This is a genomic window from Nitrospira tepida (genome assembly GCF_947241125.1).
GTDB lineage: Bacteria > Nitrospirota > Nitrospiria > Nitrospirales > Nitrospiraceae > Nitrospira_G > Nitrospira_G tepida.
Map to the genome: position 1 here is coordinate 3136955 of NZ_OX365700.1, position 16883 is coordinate 3153837.

At 62.1% G+C, this 16883-nt stretch carries 14 protein-coding genes; all 14 read right to left on the bottom strand.

Annotated elements, in window-relative coordinates:
* Nucleotides 1-208: 208 nt before the first annotated feature.
* Nucleotides 209-1132, bottom strand: a complete 924-nt coding sequence (locus tag QWI75_RS14870; protein WP_289269369.1) for a class I fructose-bisphosphate aldolase — start codon at nt 1130-1132, stop codon at nt 209-211.
* Nucleotides 1133-1177: 45 nt separating this feature from the next.
* Nucleotides 1178-2182, bottom strand: coding sequence for a class 1 fructose-bisphosphatase (fbp, locus tag QWI75_RS14875; protein ID WP_289269370.1), 1005 nt, complete (start codon nt 2180-2182; stop codon nt 1178-1180).
* A gap of 85 nt (nt 2183-2267) precedes the next feature.
* Nucleotides 2268-3656: an IS1380 family transposase gene (locus QWI75_RS14880; protein WP_289269371.1), complete on the bottom strand. Its 1389-nt coding sequence runs from the start codon at nt 3654-3656 to the stop codon at nt 2268-2270.
* A 170-nt stretch (nt 3657-3826) separates the two neighbouring features.
* The gene (locus QWI75_RS14885) at nt 3827-4645 is read right to left on the bottom strand and encodes a DUF3108 domain-containing protein (protein ID WP_289269372.1); all 819 of its coding nucleotides are present in this window, start codon (nt 4643-4645) and stop codon (nt 3827-3829) included.
* 14 nt (nt 4646-4659) lie between these two features.
* Nucleotides 4660-6060: a phosphomannomutase/phosphoglucomutase gene (locus QWI75_RS14890; RefSeq protein WP_289269373.1), complete on the bottom strand. Its 1401-nt coding sequence runs from the start codon at nt 6058-6060 to the stop codon at nt 4660-4662.
* Between the two features lie 36 nt (nt 6061-6096).
* The gene (locus tag QWI75_RS14895) at nt 6097-6519 is read right to left on the bottom strand and encodes a four helix bundle protein (RefSeq protein WP_289269374.1); all 423 of its coding nucleotides are present in this window, start codon (nt 6517-6519) and stop codon (nt 6097-6099) included.
* 33 nt (nt 6520-6552) lie between these two features.
* Entirely contained in the window at nt 6553-7998 is a 1446-nt protein-coding gene (locus tag QWI75_RS14900; RefSeq protein WP_289269375.1) for a mannose-1-phosphate guanylyltransferase/mannose-6-phosphate isomerase, read from the bottom strand.
* Nucleotides 7999-8090: 92 nt separating this feature from the next.
* Entirely contained in the window at nt 8091-8624 is a 534-nt protein-coding gene (locus QWI75_RS14905; RefSeq protein WP_289269376.1) for a KdsC family phosphatase, read from the bottom strand.
* A gap of 146 nt (nt 8625-8770) precedes the next feature.
* Nucleotides 8771-10207 carry a sugar transferase gene (locus QWI75_RS14910; RefSeq protein ID WP_289269377.1) on the bottom strand — a complete coding sequence of 479 codons (1437 nt, stop codon included), beginning with the start codon at nt 10205-10207 and terminating at the stop codon, nt 8771-8773.
* A complete protein-coding gene (locus QWI75_RS14915; RefSeq protein ID WP_289269378.1) occupies nt 10200-11051 on the bottom strand; it encodes a glycosyltransferase family 2 protein in 852 nt (283 codons plus the stop codon). The genes QWI75_RS14910 and QWI75_RS14915 overlap by 8 nt, the downstream gene beginning before the upstream one ends.
* Nucleotides 11048-12271, bottom strand: a complete 1224-nt coding sequence (locus tag QWI75_RS14920; RefSeq protein WP_289269379.1) for a glycosyltransferase family 4 protein — start codon at nt 12269-12271, stop codon at nt 11048-11050. Before QWI75_RS14920 ends, QWI75_RS14915 begins: the two co-directional genes overlap by 4 nt.
* Nucleotides 12272-12273: 2 nt before the next feature.
* Nucleotides 12274-13563 (bottom strand): glycosyltransferase family 4 protein, encoded by a 1290-nt coding sequence (locus QWI75_RS14925; RefSeq protein ID WP_289269380.1) that lies wholly within the window; start codon nt 13561-13563, stop codon nt 12274-12276.
* Nucleotides 13564-13677: 114 nt separating this feature from the next.
* On the bottom strand, nt 13678-15582 hold the full coding sequence (gene asnB, locus QWI75_RS14930; RefSeq protein WP_502890223.1) for an asparagine synthase (glutamine-hydrolyzing): 1905 nt from the start codon (nt 15580-15582) through the stop codon (nt 13678-13680).
* 2 nt (nt 15583-15584) lie between these two features.
* Complete coding sequence (locus tag QWI75_RS14935) at nt 15585-16883, bottom strand: glycosyltransferase (protein ID WP_289269382.1); 1299 nt, start codon at nt 16881-16883, stop codon at nt 15585-15587.

Genomic DNA, 16883 nt, shown 5'->3' on the forward strand with positions numbered 1-16883 from the left:
CGACACACCGATCGCGCAACGCGCCTGGCTCTGCGTCCACGAGATGCGCGTGTCCCGGATCCGGTACAGGCGGACCTGGATGGCAACATGTCCGGAAGGTCGGGAACCGGCGGGGAAAGGGCAAACCCGGACGCGAGCCCTTGGCTTCGTCCTAGAACCAATTCTCGGAACGCCGCGGTCGCCCCTGCACCATGTGTGACGAGGGGGCCTACGGGATCTCTCCCGCGTAGATACCCATGACCGTGCCAAGGAACTTGAGCGCTTCGGGCTTTGGTCGCTGGAACGAATTCCGGCCGATGATCGAACCAAACCCACCTCCATCGCGGATGGCGCGAACTTCCTCGAAGACGTTCTTGTCTTCGCTCTTGGCCCCCCCTGAGAAAATGACGATCCGCCGCCCGCTGAACGAACTCTGCACGACATGTCGCACCCGTTCCGAGAGCGTCTTGATCGGAATCTGCTCGCCCTCATAGACCTTCTTAGCAGCGGCCTGTTCCAAATGGGCGGTCGGAAGCTTGACCTTGACGATGTGCGCGCCAAGTTGGCAGGCAATCTGCGCGGCATAGGCGACCACATCCATCGCCGTCTCTCCCTCTTTGCTGAGGGCCGAGCCGCGCGGGTACGACCAGACGACCACGGCGAGGCCGCTGGCCTTGGCCTCTTCTCCCAGCGCCCGAAGCTGCTCATACATGTGCGTGCAATGGGAGGAACCGGGATAAATGGTGAATCCGATGGCGGAACAGCCCAACCTGAGCGCATCCTTGACGCTGCCGGTCACGGCTGGAAGCGGATCCTTCTCTTCATGCAGCACATCATGATTGTTCAGTTTGAGGATCAACGGAATCCGGCCGGCATACTGTCCGGCTCCGGCTTCCAGAAAGCCCAGCGGCGCCGCGTAGGCATTGCATCCCGCCTCGATCGCCAGATCAAAATGGTAATGCGGATTGTAGCCCGGGGGGTTTGGCGCAAAACTTCTGGCTGGGCCGTGCTCGAATCCCTGATCGACCGGGAGAATGACCAGCTTTCCGGTTCCCGCCAACCGTCCATGGTTCAGCATCCGGGCCAGATTGGCCTTGGTGCCCGGTGAGTCGCTTTCGTACCAGCTCAGTATGTCCGCTACACGATTAGTCATGGTTCACCCTCCGCAGAAGCCCCGATGTTCCAGTTGAAAAGCATCCTATGCCGTCGCCTTGACGGCTGCCTCGGCCTCCAGTACATCCTCCCGACTTCCGATCAGCAGCGGCACCCGCTGATGCAGGGTCAAGGGCTCCAGGTCCAGGATCCGCTCCGTCCCGGTGCTGGCGAGCCCGCCGGCCTGCTCCACGACCATCGCCAACGGACTGGCTTCGTACAGCAACCGGAGCTTGCCTTCCGGCCTTTCGACCTCGGCCGGATACAAATAAATGCCGCCGGAAAGCAGCACACGGTGCACATCAGCAACCAGACAGCCGGAATACCGCCCCGTATAGGGCCGCCCCTTAGACTTGTCCTTGACCTTCAATTGATCGATGTACCGCCGCATGCCGGCCGGCCACTTGTGATAATTCCCTTCATTCACCGCATAGATGGATCCGCGGGATGGCATCTTGATCGATTCGTGCGACAGCACATACTCGCCGATTTGGGGGTCTAAGGTAAACCCATGGACCCCCTGTCCGGTGGTATAGACCAGCATCGTGCTGGACCCATAGAGCAGGTACCCGGCGGCCACCTGCTCTCGTCCGCGCCGGATCAGATCGGTTTCTTGGGGAGATTGCCGCGGATCGTGGTGGCGGAGGATCGAGAAGATCGTACCGAGCGGCATGTTCACATCGGTGTTGGACGAACCGTCCAAAGGATCGAACAACAGCATGTACTTGGCCTGCGTCCAAGCCTCGGGCAGCACCAGCGCCTTCTCTTCCTCTTCGGAAGCCAGGGCGCAGACCAAGCCGTTGGTCTGAAAGACCTTGATAAAGGTCTCGTTGGCGAGCACGTCAAGCTTCTTGACCGCCTCGCCCTGCACATTCGTTTCGCCGCTGAGGCCGAGGATATTGATCAGCCCAGCGCGCCGCAGGCTGCTCGTGATCATCTTGCCGACCAGACCGATGTGGGCCATCAGCAGGGAGAAATCTCCCTTAGCCCCGGGATGGGCGGCCTGCTGCTCCAGAATATGCCGAGTCAGGGTGACCGGAAACCGACTCATAGCTGAACAAAATCCGTCGTAAGGGGTTCATTATAGCGACTTCGGATGGGACGAGCAATGAAAGAGAGGAGGCCCTATTCTCCGGCTAAGCGGGGCTGAGCGCCAGGATTTTGCTTCGCGCCAAGGCCAAAAGGGTCTGTTGGACCGCTGCTGTGAGGCGCAAGAGCGTGCGGCGGGCATGATGGATGACTGTGCCGACCGTATTGAACACCAGAAATCGCAGCCGCTTCGGCCGGGCGTCGGAGAAATCTCCGGGTAGCGCGAGGCGCTTCAACGCGCTGAGCAGGTTATACGTGAGCACGTTGAGCCGGAACCAGGCGGCATTGGCGCCAAACTTCCCACTGGGCAGGGCCTCTGCCGCCAACTCGTTCTTGAGGACATGATGCACATGCTCCACCGTCCCGGCCTTCTCTCGATGCCAGCGGATCAGGGAGCGACCGTCGCCCTCCCGGTTGGTCACGATCGCGAAGTGTTTCGCGGTGCTGCCATCCGCGAACAGCTCGCCTTGGCGGTGTCGCACGCGAATCGCCAAGTAGCGCCGCGCGCAAGGCCGACCCTTCCGGTAGTCCTTATCATCGGGGACAGAGGGCACCTCGGCCCACTCGCGGATCATATCCGGCTCGTCGCGGTCTGGTTGCCAGGCGGTCCCCGGCAGCCGCTCGATCTCGGCCCGCAACGGCGGGCTCATGTCCGCGCTGATTGCGTAGCCGATCCCTCGCGCCGGCTCCTCGCACCACGCCAGCACCTCCTGTTCATACAGGGCGCTGTCGCCCCGGACGAAGAGCTGCTCCACGCCGGCTGGCAACGCCGCCACGGCCCGCTCCAGGATGCGCACGTTGCCGCAGCCCGCCGGCACGTTCCCATCCCGGAATTCGTCGTGGACGACCAGGTCCTGCTCGGCCCAGACGACCACGACGGGTTGATAGCCCGACGTGCCCTCGTACGTCACCGTCGCCGTGCGCTTGTGGGCTTCCAGGATCGTGGCATCCACATCCAGCGTGGCGGTGCGCTGCGGCATCTGCTGCTGCACCGCGGCGAGGATGCGCCGGTTCGCGGCCCCCACGCCCGCCAAGGGCGCCGACTCCTCGGGCACGGCCGTCTGCTCGCCAGCACGCAGCAACGGGAGATCCTCGACATGACACGCCTCCAAGAAGTCGCGCATCGTGGTGGCCGCGGGCAGCTCATAGCCCAGCAGGGCGGCCAGTGCGGCATCGGCGCGCAGGGTCGTGAGGTCCTGGCAGCGGTCCCCGCCCGCCGCCCACAGCGCGATCAGCGTCTCCACCCACTGCGCCGACGTCACGCCGCGCTGCCGCTGTTTGATCCGGACCTGCTCATCGACGACCTGCGCCGCTCCGACGCGGCGAAACAGCTCGATCACCAAGGGCACGCCCGCATGCGCGGTGACCAGACGGGGATCAATGCGGTCGTCAATCTCGAACGGCAGCCGAGGACTCGCAAACGGCTTCTCAGGCATCAACCTCCTCCTTGGTTGGCGAATCACCCATTGGGTGAATCACCTCGCAAGGCTGATGCCATGCGGTCCCCTGCTGCTCATGCGTCCAGACCGATTCCGTGTCCATCACGGTTGGGAGCTTAGCCGGAGAATAGGGGGAGGCGCCATTTGGTCCAATTTGCAAGGCGGCATTACGACAGGTCCGCAGGGCCGAATCCCTCGACCAACTCGGCGACCACCGATCCAATGATCACCTTGGCTTTCATCATCAAGGGCACCCGCCGATCATCGTTGGAAAACCACACGCGCACGTTCCCCTCGTTGAGAAAGATGCCCTGGAACGGCATGACGGCCAGCACCCGCACCGCCTCTCGTTTGCCCCAAGGCCCTTCCAAGCGATCGATCCCCTCGACCCGGAGTTCGAGCTGATAGTTCTTTTTATCGTGATGGACGTTCAGGAACACCGTCCGGCCTGGGACCAGCGGCACGAAAGACCGGGCAAAATACAGGCACGAGAGGGCATCTTGGGTGTCGACGGGAATATCCAATTCCACCGGCTGACCGTCTTTGACGACCGAGACCTTCCCCTCCTCGTGACGGAACCGATACTCGAAATCGTTCTTCCGCTTCCCTTCCCGCCGGCGGAACGTCATCCGTTGCGGCACGAGGCGTTCCGCGTCCACCCAGGATTCCACCCGATTATCGACCGGATAGAAGCGAGTGATCCAGGGACTCGATCGCGCGGTCGTCACCAGCTTGATGACGGGCCGTTCCTGGATCGGCTCTGAACCCTCCACTCCAAGGGCAGCGGTACCGGCCGTCACACCCAGCCAGGACAACCGATAGGTCAGGTGTTCGCCCACCGTGAAGGGATGAAGGGCTCGATCAGGGGCCGCCAGCGAATCGGATCGAAACGTGGAAGGAAAAACGACCGACAGCAGAAGGAGCACGAGCCACAGTCCCGGCCCCAGGATAATACGAGGCCATCGCGGAGAGACGGGTCCCCTCATCGCCCACATCCCCTCTACAACCTCAGGGCCTGGCGCGCCTGATTCACCTCTCCTTCGATGGCGGCGCGGATAGCCTGGAGCTTAGCGTCTGTACTGGCTTCGAATCGTAGAACCAGGGCCGGTTGCGTGTTCGACGCGCGGATCAATCCCCACCCGTCGTCGAAGACCGCTCTAATTCCGTCGATCGTGACCACATTGCGAATCGTCAAACCCGTGTGATCCAACGGCTGTTGGGACTGGGCCGTGGCCACGAGCTTGGATCGCACCTGTTGCACGAGTTGAAACTTGACCGAATCCGGGCAATCGACCCGGATCTCCGGCGTCACGCAGGAGGGAGGGAGGTCCGAGACCAGCGAGGACAGCGGCTTCCTGCCCTTGGCCAGGATCTCGATCAGCCGGCAGGAGGCGTAGACGGCGTCGTCGTACCCGAAGTAACGGTCGGCGAAGAACATGTGGCCCGACATCTCGCCGGCCAGCGCAGCCTGCTCTTCCTTCATCTTGGCCTTGATCAGCGAATGGCCGGTCTTCCACATGATGGCCTTCCCGCCTCGCTTCGCGACATCGTCGTAGAGGCTCTGCGAAGCCTTGACCTCGGAAATGATGGTGCTGCCGGGCTGCGCGGCCAAGATATCTCTGGCATAGATCACCAGCAAACGGTCTCCCCACAGGATGTTGCCCTTTTCATCGACCGCGCCGATCCGATCCGCGTCCCCGTCGTATCCGATTCCCAGGTGGGCGCCGGTTTCCCGGACCTTTCGGATCAGATCTTTGAGATTCTCCACCACGGTCGGGTCCGGGTGATGGTTGGGAAACCGTCCATCCAGATCGCAGTACAATTCCGTGACCTGACAGCCCAGTTGCGCGACAGCTTCTCCCGCCACCAGCGAGGCGGCCCCGTTGCCCGCATCGACGACGACCCGCAGATGACCGGCCTGGACATGGGAGAAGCTTTGCTTGAGATAGGCCAGATAGTCCGGGATGATCGGCCGGCTCGTGACGGTGCCTTGTCCCGACGAAAACTGGCCCCGCTCCACGATCCGCTGCAGTTCCTGGATGCCGTTCCCGTGCAGCGCCTCCTTGCCGACGCACAATTTGAACCCGTTATAGTCGGCCGCGTTGTGGCTGCCGGTAATCATGATCCCGCCGTCCACCGGCAGGTGGAACAGCGAGAAATACACCAGCGGGGTGGGACAGACCCCGAGATCGACGACATCAAGTCCCCCCTCCGTCAGCCCCTTCACCAACCGTTCGCGAAGGGCCGGCGAGCTGAGGCGACCATCTCGCCCGACCGTGACGGTCTTGAGGCCCTTGCCACGAGTCAGCGTGGCATACGCCCGCCCGATCTGTTCGGCATGATCGTCGGTCAGTTCGCTCCCGACGATGCCCCGGATGTCATATTCGCGGAAAAGTCCCATGGATGGCGCTATCCGTTAAAAGTGAATCGTGAACCGTCAAGAAGCACAGGAATGAGATTTCGCTTCGACCAAATATCGGATGTACCCATTGACAATCAAAACAGCTCGAATCACATCTTCTCGAACGGACTTAAATTGATCGTCCTTGATCAATCCCTCATCGAGTGCCACAGTCAAATGGTCCAATACCTCATAGAGCGAACCTGTTGCCTGACGGGCAAATTGAACGTTCTCGGCATAATGAAACCTGCCATATCCCTCCGCCAAGTTAGCCGTGGCTGAGCGGGCGGCTCGGATCAGTTGATCGGACAAGCGAAATCTTTCGTGCCGTGGAAAGCTACGTGCCAAATTGGCTATCTCGAACCTGAGCTTGCGACAGATTTTCCATGCGTCGAGATCTTCAAAAGTCTTAATCGGACCTCGTCTGTCTTTGAGTGTGTTATCATTCTTCTCTGCCACGATCCCGGTGAACTCTCGTTTAACGATTCACATTTAACGTTTAACATTCCTGCCATAGTCATCCTGGAACCGGACAATATCGTCCTCGCCCAGATAGGGGCCATTTTGGACCTCGATGATATGGAGGATCTCCCGCCCTGGATTTTCCAGCCGATGGCGCGTCTGGGTCGGAATCGCCGTGCTTTGCCCGACGACCAAATCGAAGATCTCCTCCCCCCTCGTCACCCGGGCGGTCCCGGCGATGACCACCCAATGTTCGCTGCGCTGATGGTGCATCTGAAGCGACAGGCGCCCGCCCGGATTGACCGTCACGCGCTTGACCTTGTAGCCGGATCCTTCCTCAAGAATCGTGTAGGACCCCCAGGGCCGGTAGACCGTGAGGTGTTCGAGCTGCTCGGGCGCCTTCTGCTTGCGCAAGATCTCGACGACCTTTTTCACATCCTGGGACCGTTCTTTCGGACAGACCAAGGTGGCATCCGGCGTATCGACCACGACCATGTCGGACAGGCCGATGGTCGCAACCAGCCGCCGATCGGCGTAGATGATCGAGTTGCGGCTGTCCAGATCGACGACCTTGCCGTTGATGACATTGCCGGCCTGGTCCTGCGGCGCCACCTCCTCGATGCTGCTCCAGTTGCCCACGTCGGACCATTGGAAATCGACCGGGATCATCGCGGCATGGGCCGACCGCTCCATGACGCCCGTGTCGATCGAGACCGACGGCAGCCCGCGATAGAGCCCATCAATATCGCTGCGGGAGGCCCCGGCATCCAACAATTGCTTGATCCGGCCCAGCCCGCGCCCCAAGGCCGGCTGATGCTTGTCGATCTCTTCAAGGATCGTCGCCGCCTTCCACACGAACATGCCGCTGTTCCAATAGAACGTGCCGGCCTTGAGATAGCGGGCGGCTGTTCTGGCGTCTGGTTTTTCCACAAACCGGGCGACCGGATAGCCGGCGAGCTTGCCTTCCTTCCCCAGCCGAGGCGCGCGTTTCGGCTGGATATAGCCGTAGCCGGTCTCCGGCCTGATCGGCTTGATCCCGAACGTGACCAGGTGTCCGGCCTCGGCCAGCGTAGCTCCAAGGCGCACCGCCGCCTGGAATCTGGCTTCGCCTTTGACGACATGGTCCGCGGGAAGAATCACCATCACCCCATCCGGATCCCGTCGCACGACTTCGAGCGCGGCCAGGCCGATCGCCGGGGCCGTGTTGCGGCCTTCCGGCTCGATGACAAAATTTCCCTCCAATCGATCCTTCCATTCGCCCAGTTGGACGCGGATCGATTCGGCCTGGGCCGGGTTGGTGGAGATCAACACGCGGCCGGGGTCCACGGAGCCGAGCACCCGCCGCATGGTCTGCTGGATCAAGGTGTCGTCTCCCATGATGCGCAGCAACTGCTTGGGATAGAGGTGGCGGCTGAGCGGCCAGAAGCGGGTTCCGCTTCCCCCGGCGAGGATGACGGCATAGAGATGTGCGCTCATAACACTCCCATGATTCGTGCGACGTGAACCGTGATTCGTGAATCGCAACCACTCTCCAGGCGTTGAGTCGCCGACCGATTCACGTTGAACGACTACCGCTTCACGGCTTTGGCGGCCTGAGCCGCCAAGATGAGGTCCGCGATCTCCCTCACGGCCCCTTCCCCGCCTTTCTTTCGGCAGACATACTGCACGGATTTCCGGATCGGCGGCAGCGCATCGGCCGGGGCCGCGGAAAAGCCCGCCGCCCGCAAGGCCTCCAGATCGTTAACGTCGTCGCCGATATAGGCGACTTCCTTGAGCGTCAATCCGTACTTGTGGGCCATCTCGCGGAGACAGGAGAGTTTGTCCATCACCCCTTGATGGAGCTCCGGTATCGCCAGCTTGTCCGCCCGCCTCGCCATCAACTTGGTGCGCTCCTGCGTCACGATCGCGGTAATCAAACCCGCCTTCTGAAGCAGCTTGATCCCCATCCCGTCGCGCGTGTTGAACTTTTTCAGCTCGTCGCCGGATTCCGTGTAGTACATGCCGGCATCCGTCAATACGCCATCCACATCGGTGGCGACCAGGCGAATGGACCTGAGCAGGGTCTGGCTGGGCGAACGGGTTCGCGAACGCGCGTGGGGCATGATGATCGTCAGTATTCAGTTCATGTGGCTCGCGATGTGATCTTAACAATGCGTGCCGCGCAAGACAATAAAAAGGACGGGAGCTTGCACCGGGGATGGACCGATATCGGGTAACCGTAGGAGCGGGCGAACGGGGGCGGGGCGCGTCAACTGGCTCCGCGTCCGGAAAAGACGGCCGGGACCGTCTTCACGAGGATCTGAAGATCCAGCGCCAGTGACCAGTTGTCGATGTATTCCAGATCCATTTCCATCCACTGCTCGAAGGGGATCAAGGTCCGCCCACGAATCGCCCAGAGGCAGGTGAGCCCGGGCTTCATGCTGAGCCGGCGGCGCTGCCATCGCTCGTACTTGTCCACCTCCACGGCCAACGGCGGACGCGGGCCGACGACGGACATGTCGCCCTTGATGACGTTGAGCAATTGCGGTATCTCGTCCAGGCTGCACTTCCGCAAGATGCGTCCCACCCGCGTGACGCGGGGATCGTTCCTCGCCTTGAAGACGGGGCCTGACAGTTCGTTCAACTTGGCCACTTCCTGGAGCCTCGATTCCGCATCCACGACCATCGACCGGAACTTATACATCGTGAATCGCCGTCCGTTCAGACCGCACCGTTCCTGGCAGAAGAAAATCGGACCCTTCGAATCCGCCTTAATGATCACGGCGATCAACAGCCACAAGGGCAGTCCCGCCAAGACCGTCGTCCAGGCGATAGCCAGATCCATCACCCGCTTGACGCCCAGGGCAAACCAGCTCGTCGGCTTCGTGGTGAAGGTCAACAGGGGAATGTGGACGAACTCGTCCAGCGACGCCCGCGCGATCAGATGCGGGAACATGCCGACGGCGATCCGCGCATTCACGCCCAATTCCTCGCACATGAGAAAGACGTCCTCGAGCTCGCTCACGATCTTGCCCGGCACGACAAAAATGACTTCATCGACCACGCGCTGGTTGCAGATCCGCTCGAGGTCGTCGAGGGTTCCGATCACCTCGTAGCCCCCGACCCGTTGATCATAGGGTCCCACGCGGTTCTCCGAGACCAGGCCCAGAAGACGAAAGCCCCATTTCCGGTTCGTCGCGACCAGCCGGGCGAACTCCAGGGCCTTCTCATTCGTGCCCACGACGATGACATTGCACCACTGGAGTTCCTCCCGACCAGAGCGGCGCAGCCAGGCCCGGACCGCCAGCCGCCCCGCCATCAACGTCACTGCCGTCAGCGCGGAAAACAGAATCAGAAAGGCCCGGCTGATATCCGGAACCTTCAGGACATAAGTCACCCCCATGAGCAGGAGGAGGCCTGTCCCGCTCACCTTGATCAGGTCAATCGGCATCCGCCGGAAGGTGTTCAACCTGGCCGGGTGATAGAGCCCGGCCGAGTACAGGAGTCCCAGCCAAATCGGGAAAATAAACCCGTACATCCAATCATATTTCATCGCGGACATGAGCGGAGCGGGAAACCACTGGTCGAAGACCGAGGACAGGATATGGCTCCGAATCCAATAGGCCGTTTCGAACGACAACACGAGGGCGAGGATATCGACCAGGACGCAACGCCAGATCAGCAATCGCGAGTGTTCCCTAAGCATGGAAACCTGCTCCCCCGTACCGGACGATGCCCTGATCCGGCGGACCGCTCAACCGCCCGGCCACCCGATGTTTCCATTCGAACTTCAGCCACGACTTGAGATGCTCGACCTTCGCCCGGCTGAGCAGCCCGCCGGCGCTGGCCCGTTGATGCGCATGCACCATCACCGACTCCGGATTGTAGACGACCCGCCAGCCGGCCCGCCGCAGCCGGAGGCAGAGATCCACGTCCTCGAAATAGAGAAAGAACCGCTCGTCCATGACGAGACTGTCCTGAAAGGCGCTGCGACGGAGCATGAAGGCTGCTCCCAACACCCAATCCACATCCCTGGGAGCGGCGTGGTCCCAGGAGGTCATCAGATGATCGCTGATAATACGGTGGCCGGGCAACCATCTCCCTAACGGAGTCCGCCGGAACAGGTACACCCCGAGGCTGTAGTCCGTGCGGCAGGAGTACTGCAAGGTCCCGTCTTCATTGAGCAGCTTGGGCGCGCAGAGCGCGACATCCTGATGGGATGCCATATAACGATGCAGCCGCTCGATGGAATCCGGACGCACGACGATATCGGGGTTGAGCACCAGGACATAGGCGCCCACAGTCTGCCGGAAGGCCTCGTTCACGGCCCGTCCGAATCCCAGATTGGTCGAACTGGCCAGCAAACGGACCTTTCGATAGGCGTCGCGCACGGAGGATTGACTGCCATCGTGCGAGGCATTGTCCACCACGACGATTTCATGGGGGCAGGAGAGCCCTGCCTCCTCAATCGACTGCAAACAACGCTCCAAGTCCTTCCGGCTGTTGTAATTCACGATGATGATCGTGAGATCCACAGGAGCACCGGTCACGAGATCCGCTTCTCAAGGACCTGCCGATAGACCGCCTCAAGACGTGAGACGTGGTCGTCCATTGTCGCCGGGTGAGCCCAATAGCGCTCATAGGCCGCTCGTCCCAGACGTCGAACGGTCTCATCGTCGTTCAGCACGGACATTTTCGCGGCCAGATCGTTGACGTCGCCGCTCCGAAACCACAGGCCCGTGACCCCGTCGGCAACCTCGTCCCGCGCCGCGCAGCCATCCGACACGATTGCAGGAATACCGAGCGCCGCCGCCTCCCGCACCGCCAGCGGCTGGGCCTCGTACCACAGAGAGGGAAACACCAGCGCGCGGGCTTGGCGCAGGCGCTCCAGCACTTCGGACGTGGGACCCCAGCCGGTCACGACGGCCCTTGGATTGACCCGATTGACCTCGTCGCGGCATTCCCCGTCGCCGATGAAGACCAGCGGATGCCCGCTCTGTTCCGCCGCCTGCGCCAGCAACGCCGCGCCCTTCTCCCGGCTGAGACGGCCCACCATCGCGTAGGTGGCATTGCGCTCGACCGCGATCGGGGTCGCTCTCGGAACATCGATGACGTTCGGCACGTCGTGCCATACGGCGTCGTGCGGGAGATACGGAGCCAGAATCCTCCGGCTGAATTCGGAAACGACGACGAAATGCCGTATCCCCTTCGGAATCATACCCCACCGCCGCTGGACGCCCTGGCGGGCGACTCTCCACAGCTTGTGACCATAGCCACGTTTGTCGCACTGGGTCAGGATGCAGGCCGAGGTCATGGGAGTCAGCCGGCAGACATGCCCTTTCGGATAGACGAAAAACCCTCCGTTGGGACAGGCCGTAAAATAATCATTCAGCGTGCAGACCAGGGGGAATTGCCGGCGAAGGACGGGGCCCACGACGCTCGAAGATAACGCTTTGGTCCAGCCATGGAGATGCACGATCGTCGTGCGCGGGTCACGGTCGGCAAGAATGGATTCCATCAGCCGGCGGGCCCGCAGGTTCCACCATCCCTGAACCATGGCCCGCAGGCGCTTCGGGTCCTGGGCGATTTGATGCTGAGCGGCGCAGACCACCCGGACCCGGCTTGCGCGCAGTTCCGGCATGATGGGTCCGACCGCGGCCAGCAGCGTCACATCATGGCCTCGGGAAGCCAACCCGATCGCACCGAGCAGCGCCACATGACTAGCCCCCCCTTCGACATGGGCAAAGTCGTTGACGATCACGACATGCATGGTCATCTCGTGCGGGCAGGCGCGAGTTCCATCAGAAACGTTTCCAATCGCCTGACCTGATCTTCTCTCGTCAATCCTGTCCGAGCCTGTCGCGGCACAGCCGCCACAGGTTCTCCGCGGCATTTCCGCGCCATCCAAGCTGAAAGCTGTCGGCCGACCTCCTTGGCATCCTGACAGACCGTGCCGGCGCCGCGCTCCCGGATCAAGTCCCCGGCCACATTGTCCGAAGGCCCGATGGCCAGAATGGGCCGGCCGGCCCCGATATACTCAAACAGCTTGCCGGTATAGATCCCTTTCTCGCCTGTATCCTGCCACAACAACAGCAACAGCGCATCCGCTTCCCGTTGAATTCTGAGGGCGTCCTGATGGGTCACCTGCCCCATGAGATGCACGAGGTCGGCAACTCCGTAGGCTTGCGCGCACTCGCGGGCCACTTCCAGGTAGCGTCCATAAAACTCCACGCTGACCTGGTGGCGTTGCCATTTCAGATTTCTCAGGGCCTCGAACAACGGCGCGGGGTCCTGCCTTCCCTCGTAGATCATGCCCGTGTAGACGATGCGAAGCTGCGACGAACATAGGGTTTCAACCGGCTCGCCACTATCGTCCGGATCATATCCGTTCAGCATGACCAAGGTCGGCTTCCGGTATTTCCGTTCCAGCACCGAAGCCAACGGCGGAGAAACCGTCACCAATCCGACGGCGGAGGACAGCACCATGCGTTCCACCCGGCGCTCGATCCTCTTTCGAAGCGCCCCGAATCGATAGCGGTGGAAATCCACCCAGAGGTCCCGCAATTCCGCGACCCAGGGAATATGACACCGCCGCGAAACCCGCCAGGCGACGAGCAGCGACGTGTAGGGCATCGCGCTGGCGTAGATCAGATCTGGTTTCCACTCCGCCATGAGCCGTGACGCCGCGCGGACTGCGAACGGGAACCATCCGATCTGATCGTCCGGGAAACCCACGCCTTGCTTGTAGACTCTGCGATAGAGCGCCCGGATCGCCTCGATGGCCGGCCGCAGGCGACCCTTGACGACGAGGCCCCGGTCCGCGACCGCCGCGCGCCCTCCAAAGGCCCACTCGGCCGGCTTGTTGACATTCCACCAATCCGTGGCGATCACCCACTCGGCTGGAATCTCGACCGGAAGCGAGGTCTGATGGGGTTGGTTTCGAGCGGTGAGCACGCGGATTTCGTGGCCGAACCTGGCCAGGTACTTCGCCGTCTTCCCGACTCGCACATGGCCGATGTCGTTGTACGGCGGAAAGGCATAGGAGACAATCAGAATGCGCAAGTAGCTATGGCCTCCCCTGGGCGTCCATGGAGGGAGAACGCGTCCCCCCGGCCGGGGGTTCGTTTGCATCCGGCGCCCGGCCGCCGTGCCAATGCCTGAAGTCTTGGGTCATTCTCATAGGTTCACGTTGAAGACCCGGCCCCAAATGCCCACATTCACGATTCGCCACAGTCGGAAGTCGATCGGACGGGAGCCGTCCAGCATCTCCTTCACCAACAGGCGCGTGCCTCCGGTGTTCAGAAGTCCCGGGTATCCCGAGAGCACATCCTCCACCGCGACTTCAAGCGATCGTCGCAACGGCCCCCGGAACCATTCGAGTTCGGGGGTCGCGAATCCGATCTTGTCCCGGCGCTGGCACACCACGTCCGGCATCACACCCGCCATCGCCTGTCGGAGCACGAACTTGGTCGTGCCCCCAACAATCTTGTGCCGGGCGCCCAACCCGATCGAGAACTCCACCAAACGATGGTCCAGAAACGGTACACGAGCCTCGACGCTGTGCGCCATGCTGTTGCGGTCCTCGTAATGGAGGAGCATCGGCAAGTTGGTGGCTTGCGTCATCGCCACGCACAAGTCGCCGATGTCGCGAATAGGTCCAAGCCCCTCGGCCCGGAGCATCGCCCCGAAGGGGTTGGCCGGGAACGCGTCCCCTCGAAAGCGCCCCGACGCCAGCCAATCGTGCTCGACGAGAGTCTGCCGGGACCGCGCAAGCAGTCCCGCCAACCGTCCCGGCAGAATCGGCCCGACGAGAGCACGAATCTGCTGTCTCAGAGCCACACCGTGAAACTGCCGTCGTTCCCACATCGTGCGGGCCAATGCCATCCAGCGGCCGCTCCTCAGCAAACTCGCCAGGTGATAGCCGAATCCCCCGTGGTACCCAGCCAACTGCTCATCGGCACCCTGGCCGTCCAGCATCACCTTGATTTCCTGTCGCTTCGCCTCCTCGAAGACACACCACTGCGCGAAGATGCTGGTGCTGCCGTACGGCTCATCCTGATGCCAGGTGATCTGCTCGGCACGGCCGAACGCATCCTCCGGCTTGGGAAACACATAATGCGGCGCCGAGCGAGTTGCGGCGTTGACGGCGCGCATGAACGGGCGCTCATCGACTGCGCGTTCCTCGTAACAGGCGCTGACCGTATTAACGGCGGCCTGGCTTCCGTCGAGCCGAAACTGCCGATCGATGAGGCTTACGATCGCCGAACTATCCAGTCCCCCGGACAAACACGAGCCGACCGGCACGTCCGAGCGCAGATGCAGGCGAACGGAGTCCGTCAGCAGCTCACGGAACCTCCGGGCCGCTTCGTCCGCCGAGCATTCGATCGTCCCGGATTGAGGCAACCGGTACCATCGTCGAACCGGCAGGGGATCGGTCCAGCGGAACGTGTGCAAATCCGCCGTGAGACATTCGCCGTTGCGAAGCTGGCGCACGTCGGCAAATGTGGTTTCCGCCGTATGGTCGGTAATCCCGGTGGAGAGAAAATCATAGAGGCGCGGCAGGTTCATCCGGGGCACGAACCCCGGCACTCTGAGGAGTTGCTTGATCTCTGAAGCGAAAGCCAGGCCGTCACCCCGCACCATGTAATAGAGGGGTTTGATCGCGAAGCGATCCCGCGCCGCGAAGATCCTCTGCATCTGCGAATCATAGAGGACAAAGGCGAACATGCCGACGAACCGATCGAGGCAGGTCTCTCCCCATTCGGCGTAGGCGGCCAGAATGACTTCCGTATCCGATTGCGTGGCGAAGCGACGGCCGAGGGTCTCCAATTCGGACCGGAGTTCGCGATAGTTGTAGACCTCGCCGTTGTACACGATCCAATAGCGTCCGCCCGCATCGCACATGGGCTGTGCGGCGTGGACGCTTGTGTCGATGATCGCCAGTCGGCGATGAGCGAGCGTGACCGGGCCGAGGGGGCCGGGGAAGACCTTCCACCCGCATCCGTCGGGGCCGCGATGCGCCACCAGATCGATGACCGCCGAGTCCACCGATATGCCAACCGAAGCCCAGATCCCACACACTGCTACACCTCCATTCGACGCACGTCGTCAACGAGCGCATCATAGGCGGAGATGAGCTTCCGCGATTCGCAGTCCCAATTCAACTCCTGGGCCGCGCGGAGGGCGTTCCGCTTGTAGCCTTCGATCGACGCGGGAGTCAGGGCATTGACCGTCGCGGCGATGGTGTCCGGACAGGTGTCGGGGATGACGACGCCGAGGTCGTGTTCTTTGAGCAGGGCGCTCATTTCTGGAAGATCGCTCACGCACAACGCAAGCCCGGCCATGACATACTCAAAGAACTTGTTCGGCAACGCGTATCGGTTATGTCGCGAATGGCCCGGCAACGCAAAGAATCCGACATCGAATCGCCGCGCTTCACTGACCAGGTCTGTCATCGCCACCGGGGCTGCAAAGATCACCCGGTCCCCTACCCCCAAGGCGTCCGCGCGCGCGCGCAGGGCATCCAGATACGCGGCATTCCCGGGCCCCCTCAAGGTGAGGCACAAGTCGCTGCGCCAGCTCCGGACGCTTTCGATCGCTTCCTCCAGACCGCGGTTCGGGACCAGGATTCCATGGTACAACACCTTGATGGATGATCCGACCGGCTGGAAAGTGGCCTCCTGGTAGCTCGGCATATTGCGGATCACGGTCGGAAGCTGGGCCAGACCATATTCCGCTTTCAGCGTCGCCGCAATGCCGTTCGATACGGCAGAGACGTGCCTGGCTCCTTGGATTCCCGCCCTCTCTATGGCCGCGATGACCGGTCTCTTGAACAATCTCCATTGCAGCCGCTCCGAGTATTCATGGAGGGCCAACTCGTGTGTGTCGTAGACGTAGACACCTCCACACTCACGCGCGAGGCGCGCCGCCAACGGCAGCGTGATCCAGTCGTTCGCCAGCCAAATATCGGCGGTCCGGCCTTGGCAGGCTCGGTAGAGTTGGAGCGGTTCCGGCCAGGTCCAATAGAGCCGTTGCGCATGTTCGGGCCGCCACCATATCGCCAGAAGGTCGGCAAGCCGTTTGGCCGCGCGCACGACGGACCACAGCTTCCGCGCTAACGGGACGCGCTTGAACCGGCTGCGGACCCGACGGATCATGCCGGCGAGGCGAGCCCCGCTGGAAGGGACCTGAGGCTCGGCGTCGTACGATAGCTCGGGTTCCGTGAAAATCTTCCAAGCAGGTTGCGGCGCGGGCCGGCCTGGAAGCCCGACGCCGAACACCGACCAACCAGCCTGATGGAGCGCATCCCCCTGTCGGCGAACCCGCGGGTCATTCGCGATGTCGGAAAGGGATAGAATCCCCATCGACTTGGTGGGCTTCAC

Coding starts and splice junctions, on each gene's coding strand:
- QWI75_RS14870 (WP_289269369.1), bottom strand. CDS start 1,132: ATGACTAATCGTGTAGCGGACATACTGAGCTGGTACGAAAGCGACTCA.
- fbp (WP_289269370.1), bottom strand. CDS start 2,182: ATGAGTCGGTTTCCGGTCACCCTGACTCGGCATATTCTGGAGCAGCAG.
- QWI75_RS14880 (WP_289269371.1), bottom strand. CDS start 3,656: ATGCCTGAGAAGCCGTTTGCGAGTCCTCGGCTGCCGTTCGAGATTGAC.
- QWI75_RS14885 (WP_289269372.1), bottom strand. CDS start 4,645: ATGAGGGGACCCGTCTCTCCGCGATGGCCTCGTATTATCCTGGGGCCG.
- QWI75_RS14890 (WP_289269373.1), bottom strand. CDS start 6,060: ATGGGACTTTTCCGCGAATATGACATCCGGGGCATCGTCGGGAGCGAA.
- QWI75_RS14900 (WP_289269375.1), bottom strand. CDS start 7,998: ATGAGCGCACATCTCTATGCCGTCATCCTCGCCGGGGGAAGCGGAACC.
- QWI75_RS14905 (WP_289269376.1), bottom strand. CDS start 8,624: ATGCCCCACGCGCGTTCGCGAACCCGTTCGCCCAGCCAGACCCTGCTC.
- QWI75_RS14910 (WP_289269377.1), bottom strand. CDS start 10,207: ATGCTTAGGGAACACTCGCGATTGCTGATCTGGCGTTGCGTCCTGGTC.
- QWI75_RS14920 (WP_289269379.1), bottom strand. CDS start 12,271: ATGCATGTCGTGATCGTCAACGACTTTGCCCATGTCGAAGGGGGGGCT.